This is a genomic window from Acidovorax sp. BLS4 (genome assembly GCF_032929295.1).
Classification (GTDB): Bacteria; Pseudomonadota; Gammaproteobacteria; order Burkholderiales; family Burkholderiaceae_C; genus Paracidovorax.
This window is the reverse complement of sequence record NZ_CP136797.1, coordinates 2,313,549-2,334,650: the sequence shown is the minus strand read 5'-3', so window position 1 is coordinate 2,334,650 and position 21,102 is coordinate 2,313,549. Positions and strand designations below refer to the sequence as shown.

Sequence of the window (21,102 nt, the reverse complement as noted above, 5' to 3'; positions counted from 1 at the left end):
TGATGGCGCGCCGTCCTCACGGCAACGGGGCAGGCGCGTGGTGCCAGTAGCGCCGGCCCGCGTCGCGTTCGCACCGCCATTGTCCGGGCGCCTCGGACGCCCAGGTGGCGGCGCCGCAGCGCGGCGAATCGAGCAGCACGGCGCCCCGCTCGCGGTACCGCGCCACCACCTCCGGCGCGGGGTGGCCGAATCGGTTGCGGTAGCCGGCCTGCACCAGCGCGGTGCGGGGCCGGGCCGCATCCAGCAGCGCGGGCGTGGAAGACGTCTTGCTGCCGTGGTGCGGCACCAGCAGCACATCGACCGGCGCGATGGCGCCACGCGCCACCAGCGCGGCCTCCTGCGCCTGCTCGATGTCGCCCACCAGCAGCGCGGACGGCGCGGCGCCCTGCCCCGAGGTGCCTTGCGGCGCCGGCGCGGCCGTGATCCGCAGCACGCAGCTCAGGGTGTTGGGCCGCACGGCAGGCCGGGGCCCGTCGGATGGCAGCGATGCCTGCGCCTGCGCCTCCAGCGGGTGCAGCACCTCGAACAGCACGCCGTCCCAGGCCCACCGCTGGCCCGACAGGCACGGCGCCGCGGGGCGCAGTTGCTGCAGGGCGTGCTCATTCTCGATCGAACCCATGAGCCCCGCCTGCGGCTGCTGCGCCAGCACGGCGGCGGCCCCGCCGGTGTGGTCGGTGTCGCGGTGGCTCAGCATCAGCAGGTCGATGCGCTCGCCCATGCTGCGCAGCAGCGGCACCAGCACGCGGTCGCCCGCATCGCTGTCCAGCCCATAGCGGGGCCCCGCGTCGTACAGCATGGCGTGGCGCGCGGTGCGCACCAGCACGGCCTGGCCCTGCCCCACGTCGGCGGCCAGCAGGTCGAACTGGCCCGGCGGCGGGCGGTGCGGCTGCCACCACAGCACGGGGATCAGCAGCGGCACGCCCAGGGCCCGCAACGGCCAGGGCCAGCGCAAGGCCAGCAGCGTGCCGCCCGCCACCCCGGCCACGCCCGCCCACACCGGAGCGGCGGGCAGCGACACCGCGGCCCACGGCAACGCGGCCAGCCACTGCAGCAGGCCGGCAAACGGCAGCACGCACCACGCGGCGGCGGTCCACAGCGGCGCCCACAGGGTGCCGGCCAAAGCCAGCGGGGTGACCAGCAGCGTGATCCAGGGAATCGCCACCAGGTTGGCCAGCAGGCCGACGACGGACACCTGCCCGAACAGCAGCAGCGTGAGCGGCGTGAGGGCGAGCGTGACCACCCACTGCTCGCGCAGCATGGCGGCCAATCGGCCCAATGCCCTAGATTCATTTGCCTCCTTTGCTATTGAATCAGTAGCAAAAAGCACCGCCACCGCGACGAAGCTCAGCCAGAACCCCGCCTGCAGCAGCGCCCAGGGATCGGCCAGCACGACCACCGCGCAGGCCAGCAGCCAGACCTGGGGCCAGGGCCAGCGCCGCCCGGAAAGCCGCAGCAGCGCCACGGTGGCCAGCATGCACACCGTGCGCTGCGCCGGCACGCCCCAGCCGCTGAACACGGCATAGGCCCAGGCCAGCAGCACGCCCCCGGCCAGCGCCGCCGTCGGCGCCGGCAGGGCCAGGCACCAGCGCGGCACGCGGCGCCACAGCGCACCGACCACTGCGGCAGCCAGCCAGGCGAACAGCGTGATGTGCAGGCCCGAGATGCTGACCAGGTGCGCCACGCCCGTGGCCCGGAACACGTCCCAGTCGGCCCGGTCGATCGCGCGCTGGTCGCCGGTGACCAGCGCGGCCACCACGCCCGCTGCGCGGGTGCGGGCGGCGTTGCCGCCTTCGTCCAGGCCCGTGCCGACATCGACCGGCGCGAGATGGGCCAGGATGGCATCGCGCACCGCCTGGCGCGCCCGCTGCACCGGGTAACGCCAGGTCGCCTCCAGCCGGCGGGGCGGTTCGTCCCGCGCGCCGGTGCGCACGTAGCCGGTGGCCTGCACGCCCTGCTCCCACCACGCCAGCTCGGCATCGAAACCGTGCGGGTTGCGCAGGCCGTGGGGTGCCTTCAGGCGCACGGTCATGCGCCAGCGCTCGCCAGCCTGCACCTGGGTGGACAGCCGCCGCACGTCCGCCGCGCCAGCGGCCTCGCCGAAGGTGCCCACGTACCAGGCCACATCGATCACCGGCGGCACCGCGACCGCCTGGCCCTCCAGCACCGCCGATTCCACCGCCATGCGCAGGCGCACGCCGGATTCGCCGGTCTGCGGCATGGCAGCCACCACGCCCACGATGGCAACGTCGCGGCCTTCCAGCGCCGGCGGCAAGGCCCCCTGCAGGAACAGCAGCGCCCGCAGCCCCGTCGCGCCGCCCATGAAGACCAGGCCGCAGGCCAGCATCCACCCGCGCGAGCCGCACCAGGCAAGCCGCCGCACGCGGCCCGACGGCACCACCGCCGCCACGGCCCCCAGCAGCCCGCCCAGCGCCGCCGCCGCATAGGCGGCCAGCGGCCACAACGTCGCCTGCGTGAGCTGCAGCGCCGCTCCCGCGAGCACCCCGGCCAGCCACCAGGGCCAGCGCCAGGGGCGCGCCATGGCAGGCGTGGCAAGGACGGCAGAGGCGGGAGACGGCTGCGGCATGCGCGCATGCTAATGGCGGTCGACGGCAGCGTTTCCTTTTCGCTACAGCCCGGTGCTTTCCGCCTATTGGCATAGCCCAACTTCATGGCCAATCTAGGGTCGATTCACCTTTACTTTTACAGAATGTTGCTTATCATTTGAATCATATTTATCAAATAACCCATTTGGAGTGCCCTATGTCGCTGCGAAATCTCACCGTCAAAGCCCAGTTGACGCTTTCCTTCGGGGTGCTGGCCTTGCTCGTACTGCTGGCCTCCAGCGTGGCGGTGTGGGGGCTGAACGGGGCTAACGAGAACTTCAGCGATTACGTGCACGGCGTGGCCGCCCGCGCCAAGCTGTCCGAGCAGATACGCATGGCGGTGGACCGCCGGGCCATCGCGGCCCGCAACCTGGTGCTGGTGAAGAGCGATGCCGACGTGGCGGTGGAGAAGGCGGCGGCGATTGAGGCGCACAAGGACGTGCAGGCCAACATGGCCAAGCTGAAAGACATGGTCAGCCACGGCGAGGTCCCCCCGGCCATCAGGACCCTGGTGGGTGAGATCGACAAGGTGGAGCAGGCCTACGGCACCGTGGCCCTGGACATCATCAACCTGGCCGTGTCGGGCCAGCGTGAGCAGGCCACCACCAAGATGAACGCGGAATGCCGCCCCCTGCTGGCCGCGCTGATCGCCAAGACGAACGAATACTCGCTCGCCACGGACCAGCGGGCGACCGCCATGGTCAAGGAGGCGGAGGCCGAGTTCCGGTGGCAGCGGTCCCTGCTGCTGGGCGCCTGCCTGCTGGCCTTCGCCGCAGCGGCCATCGCCGGCGTGCTGATCACGCGCAGCCTCACCCGCTCGCTGGGCGCAGAGCCTTCCGAACTGAGTTCCGCGGCCCAGCGCGTGGCGCAGGGCGACCTGTCCGACATGGCCGGCCTGTCCAACGCCCTGCCCGGCAGCGTGCTGGCCTCGCTGGGCACCATGCAGCAGAGTCTGGTGTCCATCGTGGCGGAGGTGCGCAACGCCAGCGACTCCATCGCCACCGGATCGATGGAAATCTCCACGGGCAACACCGACCTGAGCCAGCGCACCGAAGAACAGGCCAGCGCGCTGGAGCAGGTGGCATCCACCATGGAACAGTTCAGCACCACGGTGCGCAACAACGCCGACAACGCCAAGCAGGCCGATCAGCTGGCCCAGGACGCGACCACGGTGGCCACCCAGGGCGGCGGCGTGGTGACCCAGGTGGTCAAGACCATGAAGGACATCAACGACAGCTCGCGGCAGATCTCCGACATCATCGGCGTGATCGACGGCATCGCCTTCCAGACCAACATCCTCGCCCTGAACGCCGCCGTGGAAGCCGCCCGGGCCGGCGAGCAGGGCCGGGGCTTCGCCGTGGTGGCCTCCGAGGTGCGCAGCCTGGCCGGCCGTTCGGCCGACGCCGCCAAGCAGATCAAGGGCCTGATCGGCACCAGCGTGGAGCGGGTGTCGCAGGGCTCCGAACTGGTGGACGAGGCCGGCCGCACGATGCAGGAAGTGGTCGGCGCGATCCAGCGCGTGACCGAAATGGTGGCGCAGATCCGCGGTGCCAGCGCCGAGCAGAGCGCCGGCGTCGGGCAGATCAGCCAGGCCATCAGCCAGATCGACCAGACCACGCAGCAGAACGCCGCGCTGGTGGAAGAAAGCGCCGCCGCCGCGCAGAGCCTGGAGCAGCAGACGCGCCGGCTGGTGGACGCGGTCGCGATCTTCAAGCTCGATGCCCAGGCCGTGCTGTCCGCCCCCGGCCAGCCCGCCCTGCGCAGCCCCGCCAAGGCCGCCCTGCCCCCGGCCTTCCAGCCACGCCGCCCGGCCCTCGCCTGAGCGGGCGGCCACGGGATGAACGATCCCGGCGCGTGAGCGGGACCAGCGCGCCCCAGGTGCCGGCGCCGCCGCGAGGAACGGCGAACGCAGAGAACCGCCAGCCGGTTGTGCAACACTTGCGCGCTGCGCCGCAGGCCCCCGGGGGCTTGCGGCCTTTTTCTGCCTTCTCACTCCTCCCGTTGCCAAGGAACACCATGAGCGTTTACGACAAGCTGAAAGAACTCGATATCACCCTGCCCCCCGTCTCGGTCCCCGCCGCGGCCTACGTGCCCTACGTGCAGACCGGCAACCTGGTGTTCCTGAGCGGACACATCGCGCGCAAGGACGGCAAGCCCTGGGCCGCGCAGTTCGGCCGCAGCATCACCACCGAAGAAGGCAAGGCGGCCGCGCGGGCCGTGGCCATCGACCTGCTGGGCACGCTGCATGCGGCCACCGGTGGCGACCTGAACCGGGTCAAGCGCATCGTCAAGGTGATGAGCCTGGTCAATTCGACGGGCGAGTTCACCGAACAGCATCTGGTGACCAACGGCGCGAGCGAACTGTTCGGCCAGGTGTTCGGCGACCGGGGCGTGCACGCCCGCAGCGCCTTCGGCGTGGCGCAGATCCCCATGGGTGCGTGCGTCGAAATCGAATTGATCGCCGAACTGGGCTGATCGCGCGCCCTCGTTGGCGCAAGGGGTGGCTGGCGCAGGCCTGGGCCTGGGGCACCCACCCCGTCGAGACCGGGACCTGCCAGCGCTGCGGGTCACCCCTGTTTTCGACGGCCATCCCCGCGATGGCCCCACGGCCGGCAGCCCCCTGATGCATCGGGGGCTTCGCATCCGGTGCGTGTCAATGATTCCCTAGAACGACGTCCAGTCATCGTCCCCACCGCCCGCCGTCGCGCGTGCTGCGGCTGCGGGCTTCGGGGCAGGCGCGCTGCCCTTCGGTGGGGGCGGACTGGCAGGCGCGGGGCGGCCGCCTGCGGCCGCTGCGCTGGCCGATGATGCGCCTGCCGCCTGGAGCGCCGGCGCAGGCGTTGGCCTGGCCCCCTGGGCCGGAATCTTGGCCGACGCCTTTGACGGTGCGGCAACGGCACGCGGTGAGGGGTTCGGTGCCGGACGCGGTGCAAGGCGCGCTGCCGGCGCGGCCACCGGGGCCGACGCCGCCGCGGCACCCGGCGCAAAACCCACCCCGTGATCCACCCGGAACACCGACACGGTGCGGGTCAACTGGTCCGCCTGCTCGCGCAGGCTCTGGGCCGCAGCAGCGCTCTGCTCCACCAGCGCCGCGTTCTGCTGCGTCATCTGGTCCAGGTGGCCGACGGCCTGGTTCACCTGCGAGATGCCGGCGCTCTGCTGCGACGTCGCGGCCGTGACCTCGCCGATCATGTCGGCCACGCGCTGCACGGACTGCACGATGTCCGCCATCGTGGCGCCCGCGTCCTGCACCAGGCGCGAGCCCGCATGCACCCGCTCCACCGAGGCGCCGATCAGGCCCTTGATCTCGCGCGCGGCCTCGGCGCTGCGCCCGGCCAGCAGGCGCACCTCGCCCGCCACCACGGCGAAGCCCCGGCCCTGCTCGCCGGCCCGCGCGGCCTCGACCGCGGCGTTGAGCGCCAGGATGTTGGTCTGGAAGGCAATGCCATCGATCACACCGATGATGTCCTCGATCCTGCGGCTGCTTTGCTGGATCTCCTCCATGGTGGCCACCACCTGCGCCACCACCTCGCCGCCGCGCCGCGCCACGCCCGAGGCGCCCTCGGCCAGGCCGCTGGCCTCCCGGGCGCTGCCGGCGCTTTGCTGCAGGGTGCTGGAGAACTGCTCCATGGTCGCGGCGGTCTGCTGCAGGTTGCTGGACGTCTGCTCGGTGCGTGCCGATAGATCCTGGTTGCCCGCGGCGATCTCCGCGCTGGCGATGGCGATGCTGTCGGTGCTGCGGCGCACCTGCTGCACCACGCGACCCAGCGAATCGCCCATGGTCTGCAGCGAGCGCAGCAGGTCGCCCAGCTCGTCGCCCCGCACCGAGGCCTGCGTGCCACTCAGGTCACCGCCCGCGATGCGCGCGGCCAGCGCGTTGGCCTCGGCCAGCGGCTGCTGGATGCTGCGGATCAAAAAATAAGCCCCCGCCACCATGCCCGCCACCAGCAGCGCCACGGCCAGGGCGCCCATGCGCACGGTCACGAGCCGCTCCGCGGCCACGGCCTGCTGCCCGGCCTGGGCATTGCGCTGCTGCAGCTGCACGAAATCGCGCAGCGTCTGCAGATAGGCGGACACGGCCGGGTTGTAGCTTTGCTTGACCAGCGTGGTGGCTTCGGCCTGCTGTCCCCCGGCCTTCAGCTGGCGGGCCCGCGTGCGCAGGTCGATCGTGACCTTGCGCGCGTTGGCGATGGTGGCCATCTGCGCCTTGTCGGCCTCTGACAGCGGCAAGGCCTCCAGCGATTTCTGCACCTCGGTGATCTGCGCGGACGTGGCCGCGATCAGGTCCTTGAACTCCGCCTCCACGGCCGGATCGCTGCTCACGATGACGGCCTGCGTGCGCGCGGCGTTGGTCTCGGTAAGCCCGGCCCAGCGCAGGGCCGCTTCCACCCGCATGGCCATGTCGGCCGTGACCTGCGCGGAGCGGGCCTGCGTGGCGGCCGAGCGGTAGGCCGAAGTGCCGACCACGGCGGCCAGCGCGATCACGATCGCGGCGACAGCCCCCCAGAGCTTGTGGGAAATGCGCAGATTCTTCATGGCCGATCTCCGTTGGCTCCAACAACCCAGGAAAGAGGTCTCCATGGTGCGCATGGTTGGGTGGCCTTGTGCAGGGCACAAACCCTTGGGCGCGGGCCCGCGCGCCTGCGCAGCCCCAGCGCCCGTCGCCGCGGGCCGCTGGGCGGCTGCGCGGCGACCGGGGGGTTATTCGACCCGGAACACCGCCGACGGCTTGAAGCCCAGATCGGCGGCCTTGCCCTTGCGCCCGCGCGGCGAGCGGGCGTTGTTCAGCGAACGGATCTCCAGCGTCTCCTCGCGCTCCTTGCCGCCGCGCCCCAGGCCTTCCAGGCGGATGCTGCGCGTGTACGCCACTGCGCCCGCCAGCGTGTCCTTCGGCTCCAGGTCGATCAGCATCAGGCCCCGGCCGCCGTTGGCCATGGTCTTGAGCTCGCCGATCTCGAAGGTCAGGATGCGTCCGCCCGCCGATGCGCAGGCCACGTGCGTGGCCGGCGCCAGCAGTTGCGCGCCACTGGTGCCCCAGGCGTGGGACGGGCGGCACACGGTCTCGCCCTCGCCCAGCGAGAGGAAGGCCTTGCCGCCCCGCTGGCGCGCCGTCATGTTCTCGACCGAGGCGAGGAAGCCGTAGCCGCCCGAGCCCGCCAGCAGCAGCGTGGCGACCGCCGGCCCGGCGAAATAATGCAGCAGCTGCGTGCCCGACTCCAGCTCGATGAGCGTGGTGACCGGCTGGCCATCGCCGCGCGCGCCGGGCAGCAGCGACACCGCCACCGAGTACACCCGGCCGTTGCTGCCGAAGGCCAGCAGCGTGTCGACCGTGCGGCATTCGAAGGTGGCATACAGGCCGTCGCCCGCCTTGAAGGCGAAGCTGCCCGGCTCGTGCCCATGGCCGCTGCGCGCGCGCACCCAGCCCTTTTGCGAGACGACCACGGTCACGGGCTCGTCCACCACGCGCACCTCCGCGATGGCCTTCTTCTCGGCCTGGATGAGCGTGCGGCGCGCATCGGCGAAGGTCTTGGCGTCGGCCTCGATCTCCCGGATCATCAGGCGCCGCAGCGAACCGGGGTTGCCCAGGATGTCCTCCAGCTTGCCCTGCTCGGCGCGCAGCTCCTTCAGCTCCTGCTCGATCTTGATGGCCTCCAGCCGCGCCAGCTGGCGCAGGCGGATTTCCAGGATGTCCTCGGCCTGCCGGTCCGACAGCGCGAAGCGCGCGATCAGCGCCGCCTTGGGCTCGTCGCTCGCGCGGATGATGGCGATCACCTCGTCGATGTTGAGCAGCACGATCTGCCGCCCTTCGAGGATGTGGATGCGGTCCAGCACCTTGCCCAGGCGGTGCTGCGAGCGCCGCACGATGGTGCCCTGGCGAAAGGCGATCCATTCCTCCAGCATCTTGCGCAGCGACTTCTGCACTGGCTTGCCGTCCAGCCCCACCATGGTCAGGTTGATGGGCGAGGAGGTCTCCAGGCTGGTGTGCGCCAGCAGCGTGGTGATCAGTTCCTGCTGCGGCACCTTGCCGGTCTTGGGCTCGAACACCAGGCGCACCGGCGCGTCCTTGCTGGACTCGTCGCGCACGGCATCGAGCACGGCCAGCACGCTGCCCTTGAGCTGCACCTGGTCCTGCGACAGGGCCTTCTTGCCGGCCTTGACCTTGGGGTTGGTGATCTCCTCGATCTCCTCCAGCACCTTCTGCGTGCTGACGCCGGGCGGCAGCTCGGTCACGATGAGCTGCCACTGGCCGCGCGCGAGGTCTTCGATCTTCCAGCGCGCGCGCACCTTGAGGCTGCCGCGCCCCGTGCGGTAGGCGTCGGCGATGTCGCCCGCCGTGCTGATGATCTGGCCGCCGCCGGGGTAGTCCGGCCCGGGCACGATGGCCATCAGCTCCGCCTCGGACAGCTGCGGCGCCTTGATGAGCGCCACGCAGGCATCGGCGATCTCGCGCAGGTTGTGGCTGGGGATTTCGGTCGCCAGGCCCACCGCGATGCCGCTGGCGCCGTTGAGCAGCGCGAACGGCAGGCGCGCGGGCAGCTGGCGCGGCTCCTGCGTGCTGCCGTCGTAGTTGGGCATGAAATCAACCGTGCCCTCGTCGATCTCGTCGAGCAGCAGGCTGGTGATGCGCGACAGCCGCGCCTCGGTGTAGCGCATGGCCGCGGCGCCATCGCCGTCGCGGCTGCCGAAGTTGCCCTGGCCATCGATCAGCGGGTAGCGCTGGTTGAAGTCCTGCGCCAGGCGCACCAGCGCGTCGTAGGCCGACTGGTCGCCGTGGGGGTGGAAACGGCCCAGCACGTCGCCCACCACGCGGGCGCTCTTGACCGGCTTGGCCGCCACGTTGCGGGTCGGGCCCGAATACCCCAGGCCCATGCGGTCCATGGAGTAGAGGATGCGGCGCTGCACGGGCTTGAGGCCGTCGCACACGTCGGGCAGCGCGCGGCCCTTGACCACGGACAGGGCATATTCCAGGTAGGCGCGCTGGGCGTAGCCGGCCAGGCCCAGGCTGTCGTCCGATTCGGGCGGGGAAAGATCGAGAGGGGTTTGGTCGCTCATTCGGGAAATCGAAGGTCAAGGGGCGCGCGGGGCGCCGACGGTGCGGACCGGCAGGCCGGCCGCAGCGCTTTGGGAAGGGGTGTCATCGGAACCGGCGCCCAGTTCCATGCGCACGCGGCCCGGCGTGGCCCGGTGGGCCAGCAGCGGTGCCGGGGGCTTGAGCTGGGCATACAGGCCCAGCACGCTTTTCACGTAGTTCTGCGTTTCGCGGTAGGCCGGAATTCGGTTGCCGGCGCGCTGCACGGCGCCCTCGCCCGCGTTGTAGGCGGCCAGCGCCAGGTCGGTGCGGCCGTCGAAGAGGTCCAGCAGGTGCCGCAGGTAGCGCGTGCCGGCCGACACGTTGATCGCCGGTTCGGTGAGCTTTTGCTCCACCGAGCGGCGCGCCTCGCCCGCCACGCCGAAGCGGGACGCCGTGGCGGGCATGAGCTGCATCAGCCCCACCGCGCCCCTGGGCGATACGGCGCGCGCGTCGAAGCCCGATTCGGTGGCGATCAATGCCTGCAGCAGTTCGTAGTCCACGCCGTTCTGGCTGGCCGATGCGCGCAGGTGGTGCTTGACGCGCTTGTAGTCGGGGGAGATGTCGAAGAAGGCCAGCAGCCGGGCACCGGACGGCGTGGCCGCGGTGGCGCCCGCGGATGCCGCCGCCGGGCCGTCGCGGGTGGAGTCGAAATCGTTGCCGCGAAAGAACAGCCCGTAGCGCCCGTCCACCTGCTCGGCCGCGAAGTGGGTCACGCCGCGCTCGTCCACATAGGCCCACAGGTCGGCGCGCGCCGCTTGCTGCAAAAACAATAGCAGCATGCCGGCGCAAACCATGCGCCAGAGGCCTGAAAGGCCCGAACGTCCGAACCGGTCGCGCCAGGCCATGGCTCAGATGTCCACTTCCACGGCGTCGCCGTGCAGTTCCATCAGTTCGCGGCGCGCGGCGGCCTCGCCCTTGCCCATCAGCTTGGTGATGAGGCCCTCGGTGGCGGCGAAGTCCATGTCGCCCAGCTGCACGGGCAGCAGGCGGCGCGTGTCGGGGTTGAGCGTGGTTTCCCACAGCTGCTCGGCGTTCATCTCGCCCAGGCCCTTGAAGCGGCTGATCTGGCACTTCTCGCGCGCCACGCCGTCCTTGGCGCATTTGTCGAGAATGGCCACCAGCTCGCCCTCGTCCAGCGCATACATCTTGGAGGCCGGCTTCTTGCCGCGCGCCGGCACGTCCACGCGAAACAGCGGCGGGCGTGCCACGTAGATGTGGCCGGTCTCGATGAGTTTCGGAAAATGGCGGAAGAACAGGGTGAGCAACAGCACCTGGATGTGCGAGCCGTCCACGTCGGCATCGGACAGGATGCAGACCTTGCCATAGCGCAGGCCCGAGAGGTCGGGCGAATCGTTGGGTCCGTGCGGGTCCACGCCGATGGCCACGGAAATGTCGTGGATCTCGGTGTTCCCGAAAAGCCGGTCGCGGTCCACCTCCCAGGTGTTGAGCACCTTGCCGCGCAGCGGCAGGATGGCCTGGCTTTCCTTGTCGCGGCCCATCTTGGCGCTGCCGCCGGCCGAGTCGCCCTCGACCAGGAAGACCTCGTTGTGGGCGAGGTCGCGGCTCTCGCAGTCGGTGAGCTTGCCGGGCAGCACGGCCACGCCGGAGCCCTTGCGCTTTTCGACCTTCTGGCCGGCCTTCTGGCGCGTCTGCGCGGCCTTGATGGCCAGCTCGGCCAGCTTCTTGCCATAGTCGACGTGCTGGTTCAGCCACAACTCGAGCGCCGGGCGCACGAAGCCGCTCACCAGCCGCACCGCGTCGCGGGAATTCAGCCGCTCCTTGATCTGGCCCTGGAACTGCGGGTCCAGCACCTTGGCCGACAGCACGTAGCTGGCGCGGGCGAAGACGTCCTCGGGCAGCAGCTTGACGCCCTTGGGCAGCAGCGAATGCAGTTCGATGAAGCTTTTGACGGCATTGAACAGGCCGTCGCGCAGGCCGCTTTCGTGCGTGCCGCCCGCGCTGGTGGGGATCAGGTTGACGTAGCTCTCGCGCACCGGGTGGCCGTCTTCGGTGAAGGCCACGCACCAGGCGGCGCCCTCGCCTTCGGCGAAGCTCTCGTGGTGCCGGTCGGCGAAGCCTTCGCCTTCGAACAGCGGGATCACCGGGTCGGCGTTCAGCGTCTGGCCGAGGTAGTCGCGCAGGCCGCCCTTGTACTGCCAGGTCTGCGTCTCGCGCGTCTTCTCGTTCACGAGGGAGACCGACACGCCGGGCATCAGCACCGCCTTGCTGCGCAGCAGGTGCGTGAGCTCGCCCATGGGCAGCGCGGTCGCCTCGAAGTACTTGCCGTCGGGCCACACGCGCACCGTGGTGCCCTGCTTGCGCTCACCGGCGGCCAGCGGTCGGGCCACCAGCGGCTCGGTCACGTCGCCGCCTTCGAACACCAGGCGGGCCACCTTGCCCTCGCGGTGGGTGCTGGCCTCCAGACGCAGGGCCAGCGCATTGGTCACCGAGACGCCCACGCCGTGCAGGCCGCCCGAGAAGCTGTAGGCGCCGCCCGAGCCCTTGTCGAACTTGCCGCCCGCGTGCAGGCGGGTGAATACGAGTTCGATCACCGGGGCCTTTTCTTCGGGGTGCAGGCCGAACGGGATGCCGCGGCCGTCGTCTTCCACGCTGACCGAACCGTCGGCGTGCAGCGTGACCTTGATCTTCTTGCCATGGCCGGCGAGCGCTTCGTCGGCCGCGTTGTCCAGCACTTCCTGGATGATGTGCAGCGGGTTGTCGGTGCGGGTGTACATGCCCGGACGCTGCTTGACGGGTTCCAGTCCCTTGAGGACGCGGATCGAGCCTTCGGAGTATTCGCTTGGCGGGGTGGAGGAGGGTTTGGCTGCCATGGGGGCGGATTGTAGTGCCGCAGGGCCGGATGGGCTGGATATAAACCCAGCCCTCTTTTCACCCGCCGCCGATGCCCGCGGTGGAATGGGTCGCGAAGGCGTGCACGCGAATGCGCCGCTTTGGCTACATTTGCCGGATGCCTCAAGACCCCCAGAAATTGTCCATGGCCCAGGTATTGGCGTGTGGCGCCGCCATCGTCACGCTGTCCATGGGCATCCGCCACGGCTTCGGGCTGTGGCTGCAGCCCATCACCCAGGACATGGGCTGGACCCGCCAGTCGTTCGCGCTGGCCATCGCGGTGCAGAACCTCGCCTGGGGCTGCTTCGGCATCTTCGCGGGCATGGCGGCCGACCGGTTCGGCGCCTTCCGCGTGCTGATCGGCGGGGCCGTGCTGTACGGCCTGGGCCTGGTCGGCATGGCCCTGTCGCCCACGCCGGCGCTCTTCGCCCTGACCGCGGGCGTGCTGATCGGCGCGGCGCAGGCGGGCACCACCTATGCGGTCATCTACGGCGTGTTGGGCCGGCAGATCGCGCCGGAGAGGCGTTCCTGGGCCATGGGCGTGGCGGCGGCGGCCGGCTCGTTCGGGCAGTTCCTGATGGTGCCGGTGGAGGGCCAGCTCATCGTGCGCCTGGGCTGGCAAGAGGCGCTGCTGGTGCTCTCGGCCATGGTGCTGCTGATCGTGCCGCTGGCCTTCGGCCTGCGCGAGCCGGGCTTTCGAAGCCGCACCGCCACCCCGCGCTCGCAGACGGTGGGCCAGGCCATGGGCGAGGCGCTGCGCTACCCGAGCTTCCTGATGCTGACGGCGGGCTACTTCGTCTGCGGCTTCCAGGTGGTGTTCATCGGCGTGCACATGCCCAGCTACCTCAAGGACCACGGCATGTCGCCGCAGGTGGCCAGCTACGCGCTGGCGCTGATCGGTCTGTTCAACGTGTTCGGCACGTACATCGCCGGCACGCTGGGCCAGCGCAATCCCAAGCGCTACATCCTCGCCTTCATCTACTTCGCCCGGGCCGTGGCGATCAGCGTGTTCCTGCTGGTGCCGCTGTCGCCGCTGTCGGTGTACGTGTTCTCGGCGGTGATGGGCGTGCTGTGGCTGTCCACCATCCCGCCCACCAACGCCACGGTGGCGCAGATCTTCGGCGTGCAGCACCTGTCCATGCTGGGCGGGTTCGTGTTCTTCAGCCACCAGATCGGCAGCTTCCTGGGCGTCTGGCTGGGGGGCTACCTGTACGACACCACCGGCAGCTACGACCTGGTCTGGTACCTGGCCATCGGCCTGGGCGTGCTGGCCGGACTGGTGAACCTGCCGGTCAAGGAAAGCCCGATCCACCGGGCGCCGCAACCGGCCTCCGCCTGAAAAGCGCCGGAACATGCCGCCCACCCCGCACCCCTCGCCGGGCCCTGCCCGCACCGCGCGCCCAGCTCGCGCCCACCGGGCGTGGGCCTGGGGCGCCGCCGGCGCGGTGCTGCTGGCCGCCGTGTTCCTCCTGTATGCGGAGCCGGACTTCGTGGTGATGATGGCCGACCAGCTGTGGGCCTGCTTCTGACGATGGCGCCAAATCGCCTTCATGCCGGCGATTTCATTGCCTTGAATGCTATTATTTTCATAGCAAATGCCAGCCATTCACGGCCTTGAGCCGCCTTCGGAATGGGTCCGGCGCTGGGCCCATCTCCTGCCGCCCGGCGCCAGCGTGCTGGACGTGGCCTGCGGCAGCGGCCGGCACCTGCGCTGGCTCCACGGGCGCGGGCATCCCGTGACCGGCGTGGACCGCGACCCCGACGTGCTGGCCCCGCTGCGGGGGCTGGGCGAAATCCTCTGCGCGGACATCGAAGCCGGGCCCTGGCCGTTGGCGGGCCGCACCTTCGGCGCCGTGGTCGTCACCCGGTACCTGTGGCGGCCGCTCCTGCCCACGCTGGTGGCCAGCGTCGCGCCCGGCGGCGTGCTGCTGTACGAAACCTTCGCCGCGGGCAACGAAACCGTCGGCCGCCCGGCCCGGCCGGACTTTCTCTTGCGGCCCGGGGAACTGCTGCAGGCCTGCGCGGGTCTGTGCACGGTGGCCTATGAAGATGGCTTCCTCGATGCACCGGAGCGATTCGTCCAGCGCATCGCCGCGGTCCGGCTGCAAGAGGGGGCCGCACCGGCACGCCACCGGCTCGCACCGCCGCTCTAGTTAGAATGCTCCTTTACCCGTTTTCCACCGCGGACATGACCCCTCCCAGCTCTCTCACCGGCAGCATCGTCGCCCTCGTCACCCCCATGCACGAGGACGGCAGCGTGGACTACCCCACCCTGCGCCAACTGATCGACTGGCACGTCGCCGAAGGCACCGACTGCATCGGCGTGGTGGGCACCACCGGCGAGTCGCCCACGGTGAACGTCGAAGAACACTGCGAAATCATCCGCGTGGCCGTCGAGCAGGCCGCCAAGCGCGTGCCCATCATGGCCGGCTGCGGCGCCAACTCCACGGCCGAGGCCATCGAGCTGGCCCGCTTCGCCAAGAAGGTCGGCGCCGACTCGCAACTGCAGGTCGTGCCCTACTACAACAAGCCCACGCAAGAGGGCCAGTACCAGCACTTCAAGGCCATCGCCGAAGCGGTGGGCGACCTGCCCATCGTGCTGTACAACGTGCCCGGCCGCTCCGTGGCCGATATGCTGCACGACACCGTGCTGCGCCTGGCGCAGGTGCCCGGCATCATCGGCATCAAGGAAGCCACCGGCAACATCGAACGCGCGCAGTGGCTGATCCGCGGCGTGCCCAAGGGCTTCGCCGTGTATTCCGGCGACGATCCGACGGCCGTGGCGCTCATGCTGTGCGGCGGCCAGGGCAACATCAGCGTGACCGCCAACGTGGCGCCACGCCTCATGCACGAACTGTGCGTGGCCGCGCTGGCCGGCGATGTGCGCCGCGCCATGGAAATCCAGTTCCAGCTCATGCCCACCCACAAGCAGCTGTTCGTCGAAGCCAACCCGATTCCGGTGAAGTGGGCCATGCACCGCCTGGGCCGGTGCGGCGGCGCGATGCGCCTGCCCATGACCCCGCTGAGCCAAGGCAACGAAGCCGTGGTGGAAGCCGCCCTTCGCGCCAGCGGCCTGCTGTAAATCCATCAAAGCCTGCCGCCTTGCCTGCCCCGCTCTCCCCAGACACCAAAGAGGATTTCCGCGTGAACGCTATCAACCGCCTGGGCCTGCTGGGCCTTGCCATGGCCCTGTCCGCCTGCTCCGTCCTGGAGAGCGACAAGATCGACTACAAAAGCGCCACCAAGGGCGCGACGCTCGAAGTGCCGCCGGACCTGAACCAGATCTCGCGCGACTCGCGCTACGCCGTGCCGGGTGGCGTGGTGTCGGCGGCCGCCTTCGAGGCCGGCCAGTCGCAAAAGCCCGTGGGCGCCGTGAACGCAGCCACGCGCAACATCGGCGACGTGCGCATCGAACGCGACGGCAACCAGCGCTGGCTGGTCGTGAGCCGCCCCGCTGACGTCCTGTGGGACCCGGTGCGCGACTTCTGGACCGAGAACGGCTTCGTGCTGGTGCAGGACCAGGCCAACCTCGGCATCATGGAAACCGACTGGGCAGAGAACCGCGCCAAGCTGCCGCAGGACATCATCCGCTCCACCATCGGCAAGATGTTCGACTCGGTCTACTCCACCGGCGAGCGCGACAAGTTCCGCACTCGTCTGGAGCGCGGCCCCAATGGCAGCACCGAAATCTTCATCAGCCACCGCGGCATGGTCGAGGTCTACACCTCCGCCCAGAAGGAAAGCACCGTGTGGCAGCCCCGCCCGGTCGATCCGGAACTGGAAACCGAATTCCTGCGCCGACTGATGGTCAAGTTGGGGGTGAGCCAAGAACAGTCCCGCGCCATCGCCGCCGCGCCCGCACAGCAAGTGCCCACGGCCCGCATGGCGCGCCAGGGCAATGTGCCCGTCGTGGAACTGGACGAGAACTTCGACCGTGCATGGCGCCGCGTGGGCCTGGCGCTCGACCGCACCGGCTTCACCGTGGAAGACCGCGACCGTGCCCAGGGCATCTATTTCGTGCGCTACGTCGAGCCCACCGAGAAGAAGGACCCCGGCTTCTTCGGCAAGCTGCTGGGCCGCTCGTCGGATGCTGCGGCACCGGTCAAGTACCGCGTCGTGGTGCGCAGCGCCGAGAACAAAAGCACGGTGTCCGTCCTGAACGCCGCCGGTGCGCCCGAGACGTCGGCCAACGCCGAGCGCATCGTGCGCGTGCTGACGGACGACCTGAAGTAATTCAGGGCCCGGGACTGCGTGCTGCGTTTCAAGAACCTGGGCAGCGGCAGTTCGGGCAACGCCACGGTGGTGGAGGGGCGCTGCGGCACGCAGGTGCGGCGGTTGCTCATTGACTGCGGGCTGGGGCCGCGGCAACTGGCATCGCGCCTGGCCGCTGCCGGGCTGTCGACCGATGACCTCGACGCCCTGTTCATCACCCACGAGCATTCGGACCACGTGGGCTGCATGGAGAAACTGGCGCTCAGGCACCGCATTCCGGTCTGGATGAGCCATGGCACCTACGCGGCCATCGGCGCGCCCGAACTGGACGGGCTGCTGAACATCGCACAGGATGGCCTGCCCATCGATCTGGGCGCGTTCGAGGCCCTGCCCTTCACCGTGCCGCACGACGCCCGCGAGCCGCTCCAGCTGCGCTGCAGCGATGGCGCGACGCACATCGGCCTGCTGACCGACCTGGGCCATGCCACCGACCATGTGCTGGCCCACCTCAAAGGCTGCCATGCGCTGCTGCTGGAATCCAACCACGACCCCGATCTGCTCGCCGTCTCCAGCTACCCGGCGTTCCTGAAGCGCCGTATCAGCGGCCTCTACGGCCACTTGGCCAACACCGTGGCCGCCGACATCCTGCGGGTCATGCAGCACACGGGGCTGAGCCGCGTGGTGGCGGCCCACCTCAGCGCGCAGAACAACCGCCCCGAACTGGCCCAGGCCGCGCTGGCCTCGGCCTTGGGGTGGGAAACCTCGCGCGTGGACGTGGCCAGCCCGGTCACCGGCTCCGACTGGATCGCCTGCGGCTGATCTTTCGGCAGGCCGCGGACTTGGTAAGGCCTTGAGGTCCGCAAGGCATCTCGCATTTCGTACCCCTTCGAAACCAGCCAAAACGGCCCGCCCAATAAAAAAAGCCCCGACCTGGTGGTACGGGGCTTTTTGCCAGACTCCGGCACGGTGTGCCGAAGCCGGTTGGAGCGATCGCTTACTTGGCGGTGGAAGCGCCGGCAGCGGCTGCTGCTGCAGCATCGGCAGCGGCCTTGGCAGCGTCGCCTGCGGGAGCGGAAGCAGCGTCGGATGCGGGAGCGGTCATGGCAGGGGCTGCGTCGGAAGCAGCAGGCGTCACCACGGGAGCGGGAGCCGGTGCTGGTGCGGGTGCTTCCACAGGAGCGGGAGCCGGTGCAGGCGCAGCGGCTTCTTCCTTCTTGCCGCAAGCGGCGAGAGCGACGGAGGCGACCAGGGCAGCCAGAACGAGAGAGTTCTTCATTTCAGTTTTTCCTATTGGACAGACGGATATTGGAATTGCCGCCATTGGCGCCCTCTTGCAGCGTGCTCTTTGGCGGTGCTTGGCGCTCAGGGGCGCCTTTTTTTACTTCAACCGCAAATTATAGGGAGATTCCGTCAATACAGACTAACACCGACGGGACGTTTTGTTTCTCTTCGGTAAATCGCAAAAATGGGGAGCGCATTATTCACAGCCCCAGCGTGGTCGCCGGGAACCCCGGTGAACTCTTGCGCAGCAGCCATTCGTTGAGGGCCTCGCGCGCCAGCAGGCGGCGCTCGGGCTCGCGGCCTGCCACGCCGGCGCAGCGCTCAGGGTCCAACCGTTGCAGCACCCAGGCATCGGACCAGAGCACGCTGGGCAGTTCCAGGCGGTCTGCCGTGGGCGCGCGGCGGCATTCGATCACATGGTCCCACACGCCCCGCCAATGCACGAAGCGCGCGTGGCGCCGCACCATTTCGTCATACGTTCCGGCCAGCATCGTGAGGCGGCGCCCGCGGCGCGCCCAGGACTGCAGCGAATCGATCACCTCGCGCTCGCCAAGCGGCCAATCATGAAAGTCGAAGTCGCTCAGCACGATCTCGTTCCAGCCTTCCCGAGCCGCGCAAGCCAACGCGTCGCGCACCCATTGGCGAAAGTCTTCCCGGCCGTTGAAACGCCCGGCGGGCAGTGCGGCGACCGCTTCGGGATGGCGGGGGAATGCATCGGACATCGGTGGCTCCTTAAGGTGACTGCACCTTTGCGCGTTCAAAGGCCCATCAATCAGGCGGCGACCAGGCGTGCGCCCAACCCGTTTCGCACCAGGACGACAACAGCTCCAGCGCATCGTCGCTGGCGCGCGCGAGATCGCGGGGGCGCAGCACGCGCTCATCGGCCAGCCGGCGCATGAGGGTGGCGTCGCGGCCTGCCGCCAGGTAGCTGTCGCCGTTGATGAACACATGGCGCACGTCATACGCCATGCGGGTGCGGCGGTCCAGTTGAACGCCTTCCAGCAGGCCGCCCACCGCCCCGGGCTCGAACCACACGTTGGGCTTGGGCTCGGTCAGGCTCTCGCCCAGGGCGCGCTCCAGGGCCAGCGGCTCGGACAGGGCGCGCTCCAGCGCCTGGCGGGCAAAGGCCTGCAGCGCCGGGGGAATCTCGCCCGGCTGCGCCACCGCGGCCTGTGACGGATCGCGGTACAGCTGGGGTGGCGCATCGTCATCGGCGGCATCATCGGCCAGGCGCGACAGCAACTCCTGCGCGATCCCGTTGCGGGCGGGGGAGCGGAAACCGATGGAGTAGGTCATGCATTCGCCTTCGGCGATGCCATCGTGCGCATAGCGCGGCGGCAGGTAGAGCATGTCCCCGGGCTCGAGCACGAACTCCTGCTCGGGCTCGAACTGCGCCAGCACCTTGAGCGGAATGCCCTCGCGCAGCGTGAGGTCCTTTTGCCGGCCGATGCGCCAGCGCCGACGCCCCCGGGCCTGGAGCAGGAAGACGTCGTAGCTGTCGAAATGCGGTCCGACGCCGCCGCCATCGGAGGCATAGCTGATCATCAGGTCGTCAAGCCGCGCGCGCGGCACGAAGCAAAACTGCTCCATCAGCGCATGCACCGCATCGTCATGCAGATCGACGCCCTGCACCAGCAGCGTCCACTCGCGCGTGGTGAGCGGCGGCAGCGAACGGCGCGCGAAAGGGCCGTGGCGCAGCTTCCACGCGCCGGCCTTGTGCTGCACGAGGCGCGATTCGACGCCCTCTTGCGCGGCGAGCGCGAACAATTCGGCACGTTGCACCGGCGGGTCGAACGCGGCGATGGCCTGGCGAACCAGCAGGGGCTTTTTCTGCCAGTGGCGGCGCATGAACTGCGCCGGCGTGAGCCCGCCCAGCAGCGCCAGAGGTTGTTGAACATCCATGGGGAATTGATGCCGCGTGCGCGGACGAGGGTCGAACTGCGACAATTCTCCTATGGAAATCAACCAACAATGTGTGGTCGCTTTGACCTGGATCCTGAAAGACACCCTGGGCGAGGAGCTGGACGTGCTCGATGAGCCGGTGGAGTTTCTCGTCGGCGGCGACGATCTGCTCGCGCGCATCGAAGAGGCCCTGCAAGGCCATGCCGCGGGCACGTCGCTGTCGCTGCACCTGGAGCCCGAGGAAGCCTTCGGCGACTACCAGGACCAGCTGCTGTTCCTCGAACCGCGCAACCTCTTTCCCGCCGATCTGGAAGAAGGCATGACGGTCGAAGGCAGCGCGCTGCCACAGGGCACCAACCCGGCGGCCCCGCGCGACGTGCTGTACACCGTGGCCCAGATCTACCCGGAGCACATCGTGCTCGACGGCAACCACCCGCTGGCCGGCATCGCGCTGCGCCTGCACCTCACCGTGCAAAGCGTGCGCGAGGCCACTGAGGAAGAGATCGGCCGCGGCTCGGCCGGCACCGGCTTCTTCCGCATCCAGCCGCCCGCGGCGGATGCACCCACCCTTCACTGACCGATTCATCGACCCATGCAAAACGGGCCCCGAGGGGCCCGTTTTGCATGGGTTGCCTGCCACGCGTGCGCGGCAGGCGACGAGAGCATGGCAGGTCAGATGCGCGAGATCTGGCCGCCATACAGGCGCACGCGGTCGCCGGTACGCAGGTCGCCTGGCGTGGTCACGTCATAGACGCGCTGGCCGCCCTGATCCAGCTGGATCGTCAGGCGGTAGCCCTCGGCCTGGCCGTCGTTGTTGTTGCCGGTGCGGCCTTCGATCTGGTTACCCACCACACCGCCGCCCACGGCACCCAGCACGGTGGCTGCGGCGCGGCCGCTGCCCTTGCCCACCTGGTTGCCCAGCACGCCGCCGGCCACCGCGCCCAGCACGGCACCCGCGCCGCTGGTGCCGCGGTTGCGCGCATGCAGGGTTTCGATGTTGGAGACCACGCCGAACTCGGTGCCGTTCTGGTTCTGGTTCTGCGCAGCGGGGTAGGAGGAATAGCCCGGCTGGGGCTGGGCGGGGTAGTTGTTGGAATAGCGCGGTTGCTGGGCGCAGGCCGAGAGCAGGGTCACCAGGGCGACGGAACCTGCCAGGGTGGCGGAGCGGATGAAACGGGACAT

At 69.7% G+C, this 21,102-nt stretch carries 18 protein-coding genes; 9 read left to right on the top strand and 9 right to left on the bottom strand.

The window, feature by feature from the left end; genetic code table 11:
- Positions 1-16: 16 nt before the first annotated feature.
- A complete protein-coding gene (locus R1Z03_RS10850; protein WP_317359523.1) occupies positions 17-2,584 on the bottom strand; it encodes a DNA internalization-related competence protein ComEC/Rec2 in 2,568 nt (855 codons plus the stop codon).
- 176 nt (positions 2,585-2,760) lie between these two features.
- On the opposite strand from R1Z03_RS10850, the gene R1Z03_RS10845 reads away from it, so the two are divergent.
- Together R1Z03_RS10845 and R1Z03_RS10840 are read left to right on the top strand one after the other, a co-directional pair.
- Positions 2,761-4,425, top strand: a complete 1,665-nt coding sequence (locus tag R1Z03_RS10845) for a methyl-accepting chemotaxis protein (RefSeq protein WP_317359520.1) — start codon at positions 2,761-2,763, stop codon at positions 4,423-4,425.
- A gap of 194 nt (positions 4,426-4,619) precedes the next feature.
- Positions 4,620-5,078 carry a RidA family protein gene (locus R1Z03_RS10840; RefSeq protein ID WP_284430151.1) on the top strand — a complete coding sequence of 153 codons (459 nt, stop codon included), beginning with the start codon at positions 4,620-4,622 and terminating at the stop codon, positions 5,076-5,078.
- Positions 5,079-5,267: 189 nt separating this feature from the next.
- Here the strand turns inward: R1Z03_RS10840 and R1Z03_RS10835 are convergent, their stop codons facing one another.
- The 4 genes from R1Z03_RS10835 to R1Z03_RS10820 all read right to left on the bottom strand — a co-directional run bounded on the left by R1Z03_RS10835 (position 5,268) and on the right by R1Z03_RS10820 (position 12,506).
- Complete coding sequence (locus R1Z03_RS10835; protein ID WP_317359516.1) at positions 5,268-7,139, bottom strand: methyl-accepting chemotaxis protein; 1,872 nt, start codon at positions 7,137-7,139, stop codon at positions 5,268-5,270.
- A gap of 165 nt (positions 7,140-7,304) precedes the next feature.
- Entirely contained in the window at positions 7,305-9,656 is a 2,352-nt protein-coding gene (parC, locus tag R1Z03_RS10830) for a DNA topoisomerase IV subunit A (protein ID WP_272568080.1), read from the bottom strand.
- A 15-nt stretch (positions 9,657-9,671) separates the two neighbouring features.
- Positions 9,672-10,520: a lytic transglycosylase domain-containing protein gene (locus tag R1Z03_RS10825; RefSeq protein WP_372588252.1), complete on the bottom strand. Its 849-nt coding sequence runs from the start codon at positions 10,518-10,520 to the stop codon at positions 9,672-9,674.
- Positions 10,521-10,523: 3 nt separating this feature from the next.
- Positions 10,524-12,506 (bottom strand): DNA topoisomerase IV subunit B, encoded by a 1,983-nt coding sequence (locus tag R1Z03_RS10820; protein WP_272568075.1) that lies wholly within the window; start codon positions 12,504-12,506, stop codon positions 10,524-10,526.
- 137 nt (positions 12,507-12,643) lie between these two features.
- On the opposite strand from R1Z03_RS10820, the gene R1Z03_RS10815 reads away from it, so the two are divergent.
- The 6 genes from R1Z03_RS10815 (at position 12,644) to R1Z03_RS10790 (ending at position 17,556) form a co-directional block, all read left to right on the top strand.
- Complete coding sequence (locus R1Z03_RS10815; protein WP_284430148.1) at positions 12,644-13,864, top strand: MFS transporter; 1,221 nt, start codon at positions 12,644-12,646, stop codon at positions 13,862-13,864.
- Positions 13,865-13,877: 13 nt separating this feature from the next.
- Entirely contained in the window at positions 13,878-14,054 is a 177-nt protein-coding gene (locus tag R1Z03_RS10810; RefSeq protein WP_284430147.1) for a hypothetical protein, read from the top strand.
- 75 nt (positions 14,055-14,129) lie between these two features.
- Positions 14,130-14,678: a class I SAM-dependent methyltransferase gene (locus R1Z03_RS10805; protein WP_317360336.1), complete on the top strand. Its 549-nt coding sequence runs from the start codon at positions 14,130-14,132 to the stop codon at positions 14,676-14,678.
- A 35-nt stretch (positions 14,679-14,713) separates the two neighbouring features.
- Positions 14,714-15,607, top strand: coding sequence for a 4-hydroxy-tetrahydrodipicolinate synthase (dapA, locus tag R1Z03_RS10800; RefSeq protein ID WP_317359509.1), 894 nt, complete (start codon positions 14,714-14,716; stop codon positions 15,605-15,607).
- A 62-nt stretch (positions 15,608-15,669) separates the two neighbouring features.
- Entirely contained in the window at positions 15,670-16,758 is a 1,089-nt protein-coding gene (gene bamC, locus R1Z03_RS10795) for an outer membrane protein assembly factor BamC (RefSeq protein ID WP_284430146.1), read from the top strand.
- An 18-nt stretch (positions 16,759-16,776) separates the two neighbouring features.
- Positions 16,777-17,556: an MBL fold metallo-hydrolase gene (locus R1Z03_RS10790; RefSeq protein ID WP_317359505.1), complete on the top strand. Its 780-nt coding sequence runs from the start codon at positions 16,777-16,779 to the stop codon at positions 17,554-17,556.
- A gap of 175 nt (positions 17,557-17,731) precedes the next feature.
- Here R1Z03_RS10790 and R1Z03_RS10785 read toward each other — a convergent pair whose 3' ends face one another.
- From R1Z03_RS10785 to R1Z03_RS10775, 3 genes are all read right to left on the bottom strand, one after another.
- On the bottom strand, positions 17,732-18,013 hold the full coding sequence (locus R1Z03_RS10785; RefSeq protein ID WP_284395434.1) for a hypothetical protein: 282 nt from the start codon (positions 18,011-18,013) through the stop codon (positions 17,732-17,734).
- Positions 18,014-18,218: 205 nt separating this feature from the next.
- Positions 18,219-18,740, bottom strand: a complete 522-nt coding sequence (locus R1Z03_RS10780) for a hypothetical protein (RefSeq protein ID WP_317359502.1) — start codon at positions 18,738-18,740, stop codon at positions 18,219-18,221.
- Between the two features lie 46 nt (positions 18,741-18,786).
- Complete coding sequence (locus R1Z03_RS10775) at positions 18,787-19,920, bottom strand: JmjC domain-containing protein (protein ID WP_284430143.1); 1,134 nt, start codon at positions 19,918-19,920, stop codon at positions 18,787-18,789.
- A gap of 52 nt (positions 19,921-19,972) precedes the next feature.
- Between R1Z03_RS10775 and R1Z03_RS10770 the strand changes: the two genes are divergently transcribed.
- Positions 19,973-20,497 (top strand): peptidylprolyl isomerase, encoded by a 525-nt coding sequence (locus R1Z03_RS10770; protein ID WP_272568063.1) that lies wholly within the window; start codon positions 19,973-19,975, stop codon positions 20,495-20,497.
- A gap of 95 nt (positions 20,498-20,592) precedes the next feature.
- On the opposite strand, the gene R1Z03_RS10765 is transcribed toward R1Z03_RS10770, so the two are convergent.
- Positions 20,593-21,102: a glycine zipper 2TM domain-containing protein gene (locus R1Z03_RS10765; protein WP_272551741.1), complete on the bottom strand. Its 510-nt coding sequence runs from the start codon at positions 21,100-21,102 to the stop codon at positions 20,593-20,595.

Coding starts and splice junctions, on each gene's coding strand:
- parC (WP_272568080.1), bottom strand. CDS start 9,656: ATGAGCGACCAAACCCCTCTCGATCTTTCCCCGCCCGAATCGGACGAC.
- R1Z03_RS10835 (WP_317359516.1), bottom strand. CDS start 7,139: ATGAAGAATCTGCGCATTTCCCACAAGCTCTGGGGGGCTGTCGCCGCG.
- R1Z03_RS10845 (WP_317359520.1), top strand. CDS start 2,761: ATGTCGCTGCGAAATCTCACCGTCAAAGCCCAGTTGACGCTTTCCTTC.
- R1Z03_RS10780 (WP_317359502.1), bottom strand. CDS start 18,740: ATGTCCGATGCATTCCCCCGCCATCCCGAAGCGGTCGCCGCACTGCCC.
- R1Z03_RS10775 (WP_284430143.1), bottom strand. CDS start 19,920: ATGGATGTTCAACAACCTCTGGCGCTGCTGGGCGGGCTCACGCCGGCG.
- R1Z03_RS10770 (WP_272568063.1), top strand. CDS start 19,973: ATGGAAATCAACCAACAATGTGTGGTCGCTTTGACCTGGATCCTGAAA.
- R1Z03_RS10815 (WP_284430148.1), top strand. CDS start 12,644: ATGCCTCAAGACCCCCAGAAATTGTCCATGGCCCAGGTATTGGCGTGT.
- R1Z03_RS10840 (WP_284430151.1), top strand. CDS start 4,620: ATGAGCGTTTACGACAAGCTGAAAGAACTCGATATCACCCTGCCCCCC.
- R1Z03_RS10850 (WP_317359523.1), bottom strand. CDS start 2,584: ATGCCGCAGCCGTCTCCCGCCTCTGCCGTCCTTGCCACGCCTGCCATG.
- R1Z03_RS10785 (WP_284395434.1), bottom strand. CDS start 18,013: ATGAAGAACTCTCTCGTTCTGGCTGCCCTGGTCGCCTCCGTCGCTCTC.
- dapA (WP_317359509.1), top strand. CDS start 14,714: ATGACCCCTCCCAGCTCTCTCACCGGCAGCATCGTCGCCCTCGTCACC.
- R1Z03_RS10765 (WP_272551741.1), bottom strand. CDS start 21,102: ATGTCCCGTTTCATCCGCTCCGCCACCCTGGCAGGTTCCGTCGCCCTG.
- R1Z03_RS10810 (WP_284430147.1), top strand. CDS start 13,878: ATGCCGCCCACCCCGCACCCCTCGCCGGGCCCTGCCCGCACCGCGCGC.
- R1Z03_RS10820 (WP_272568075.1), bottom strand. CDS start 12,506: ATGGCAGCCAAACCCTCCTCCACCCCGCCAAGCGAATACTCCGAAGGC.
- R1Z03_RS10825 (WP_372588252.1), bottom strand. CDS start 10,520: ATGGCCTGGCGCGACCGGTTCGGACGTTCGGGCCTTTCAGGCCTCTGG.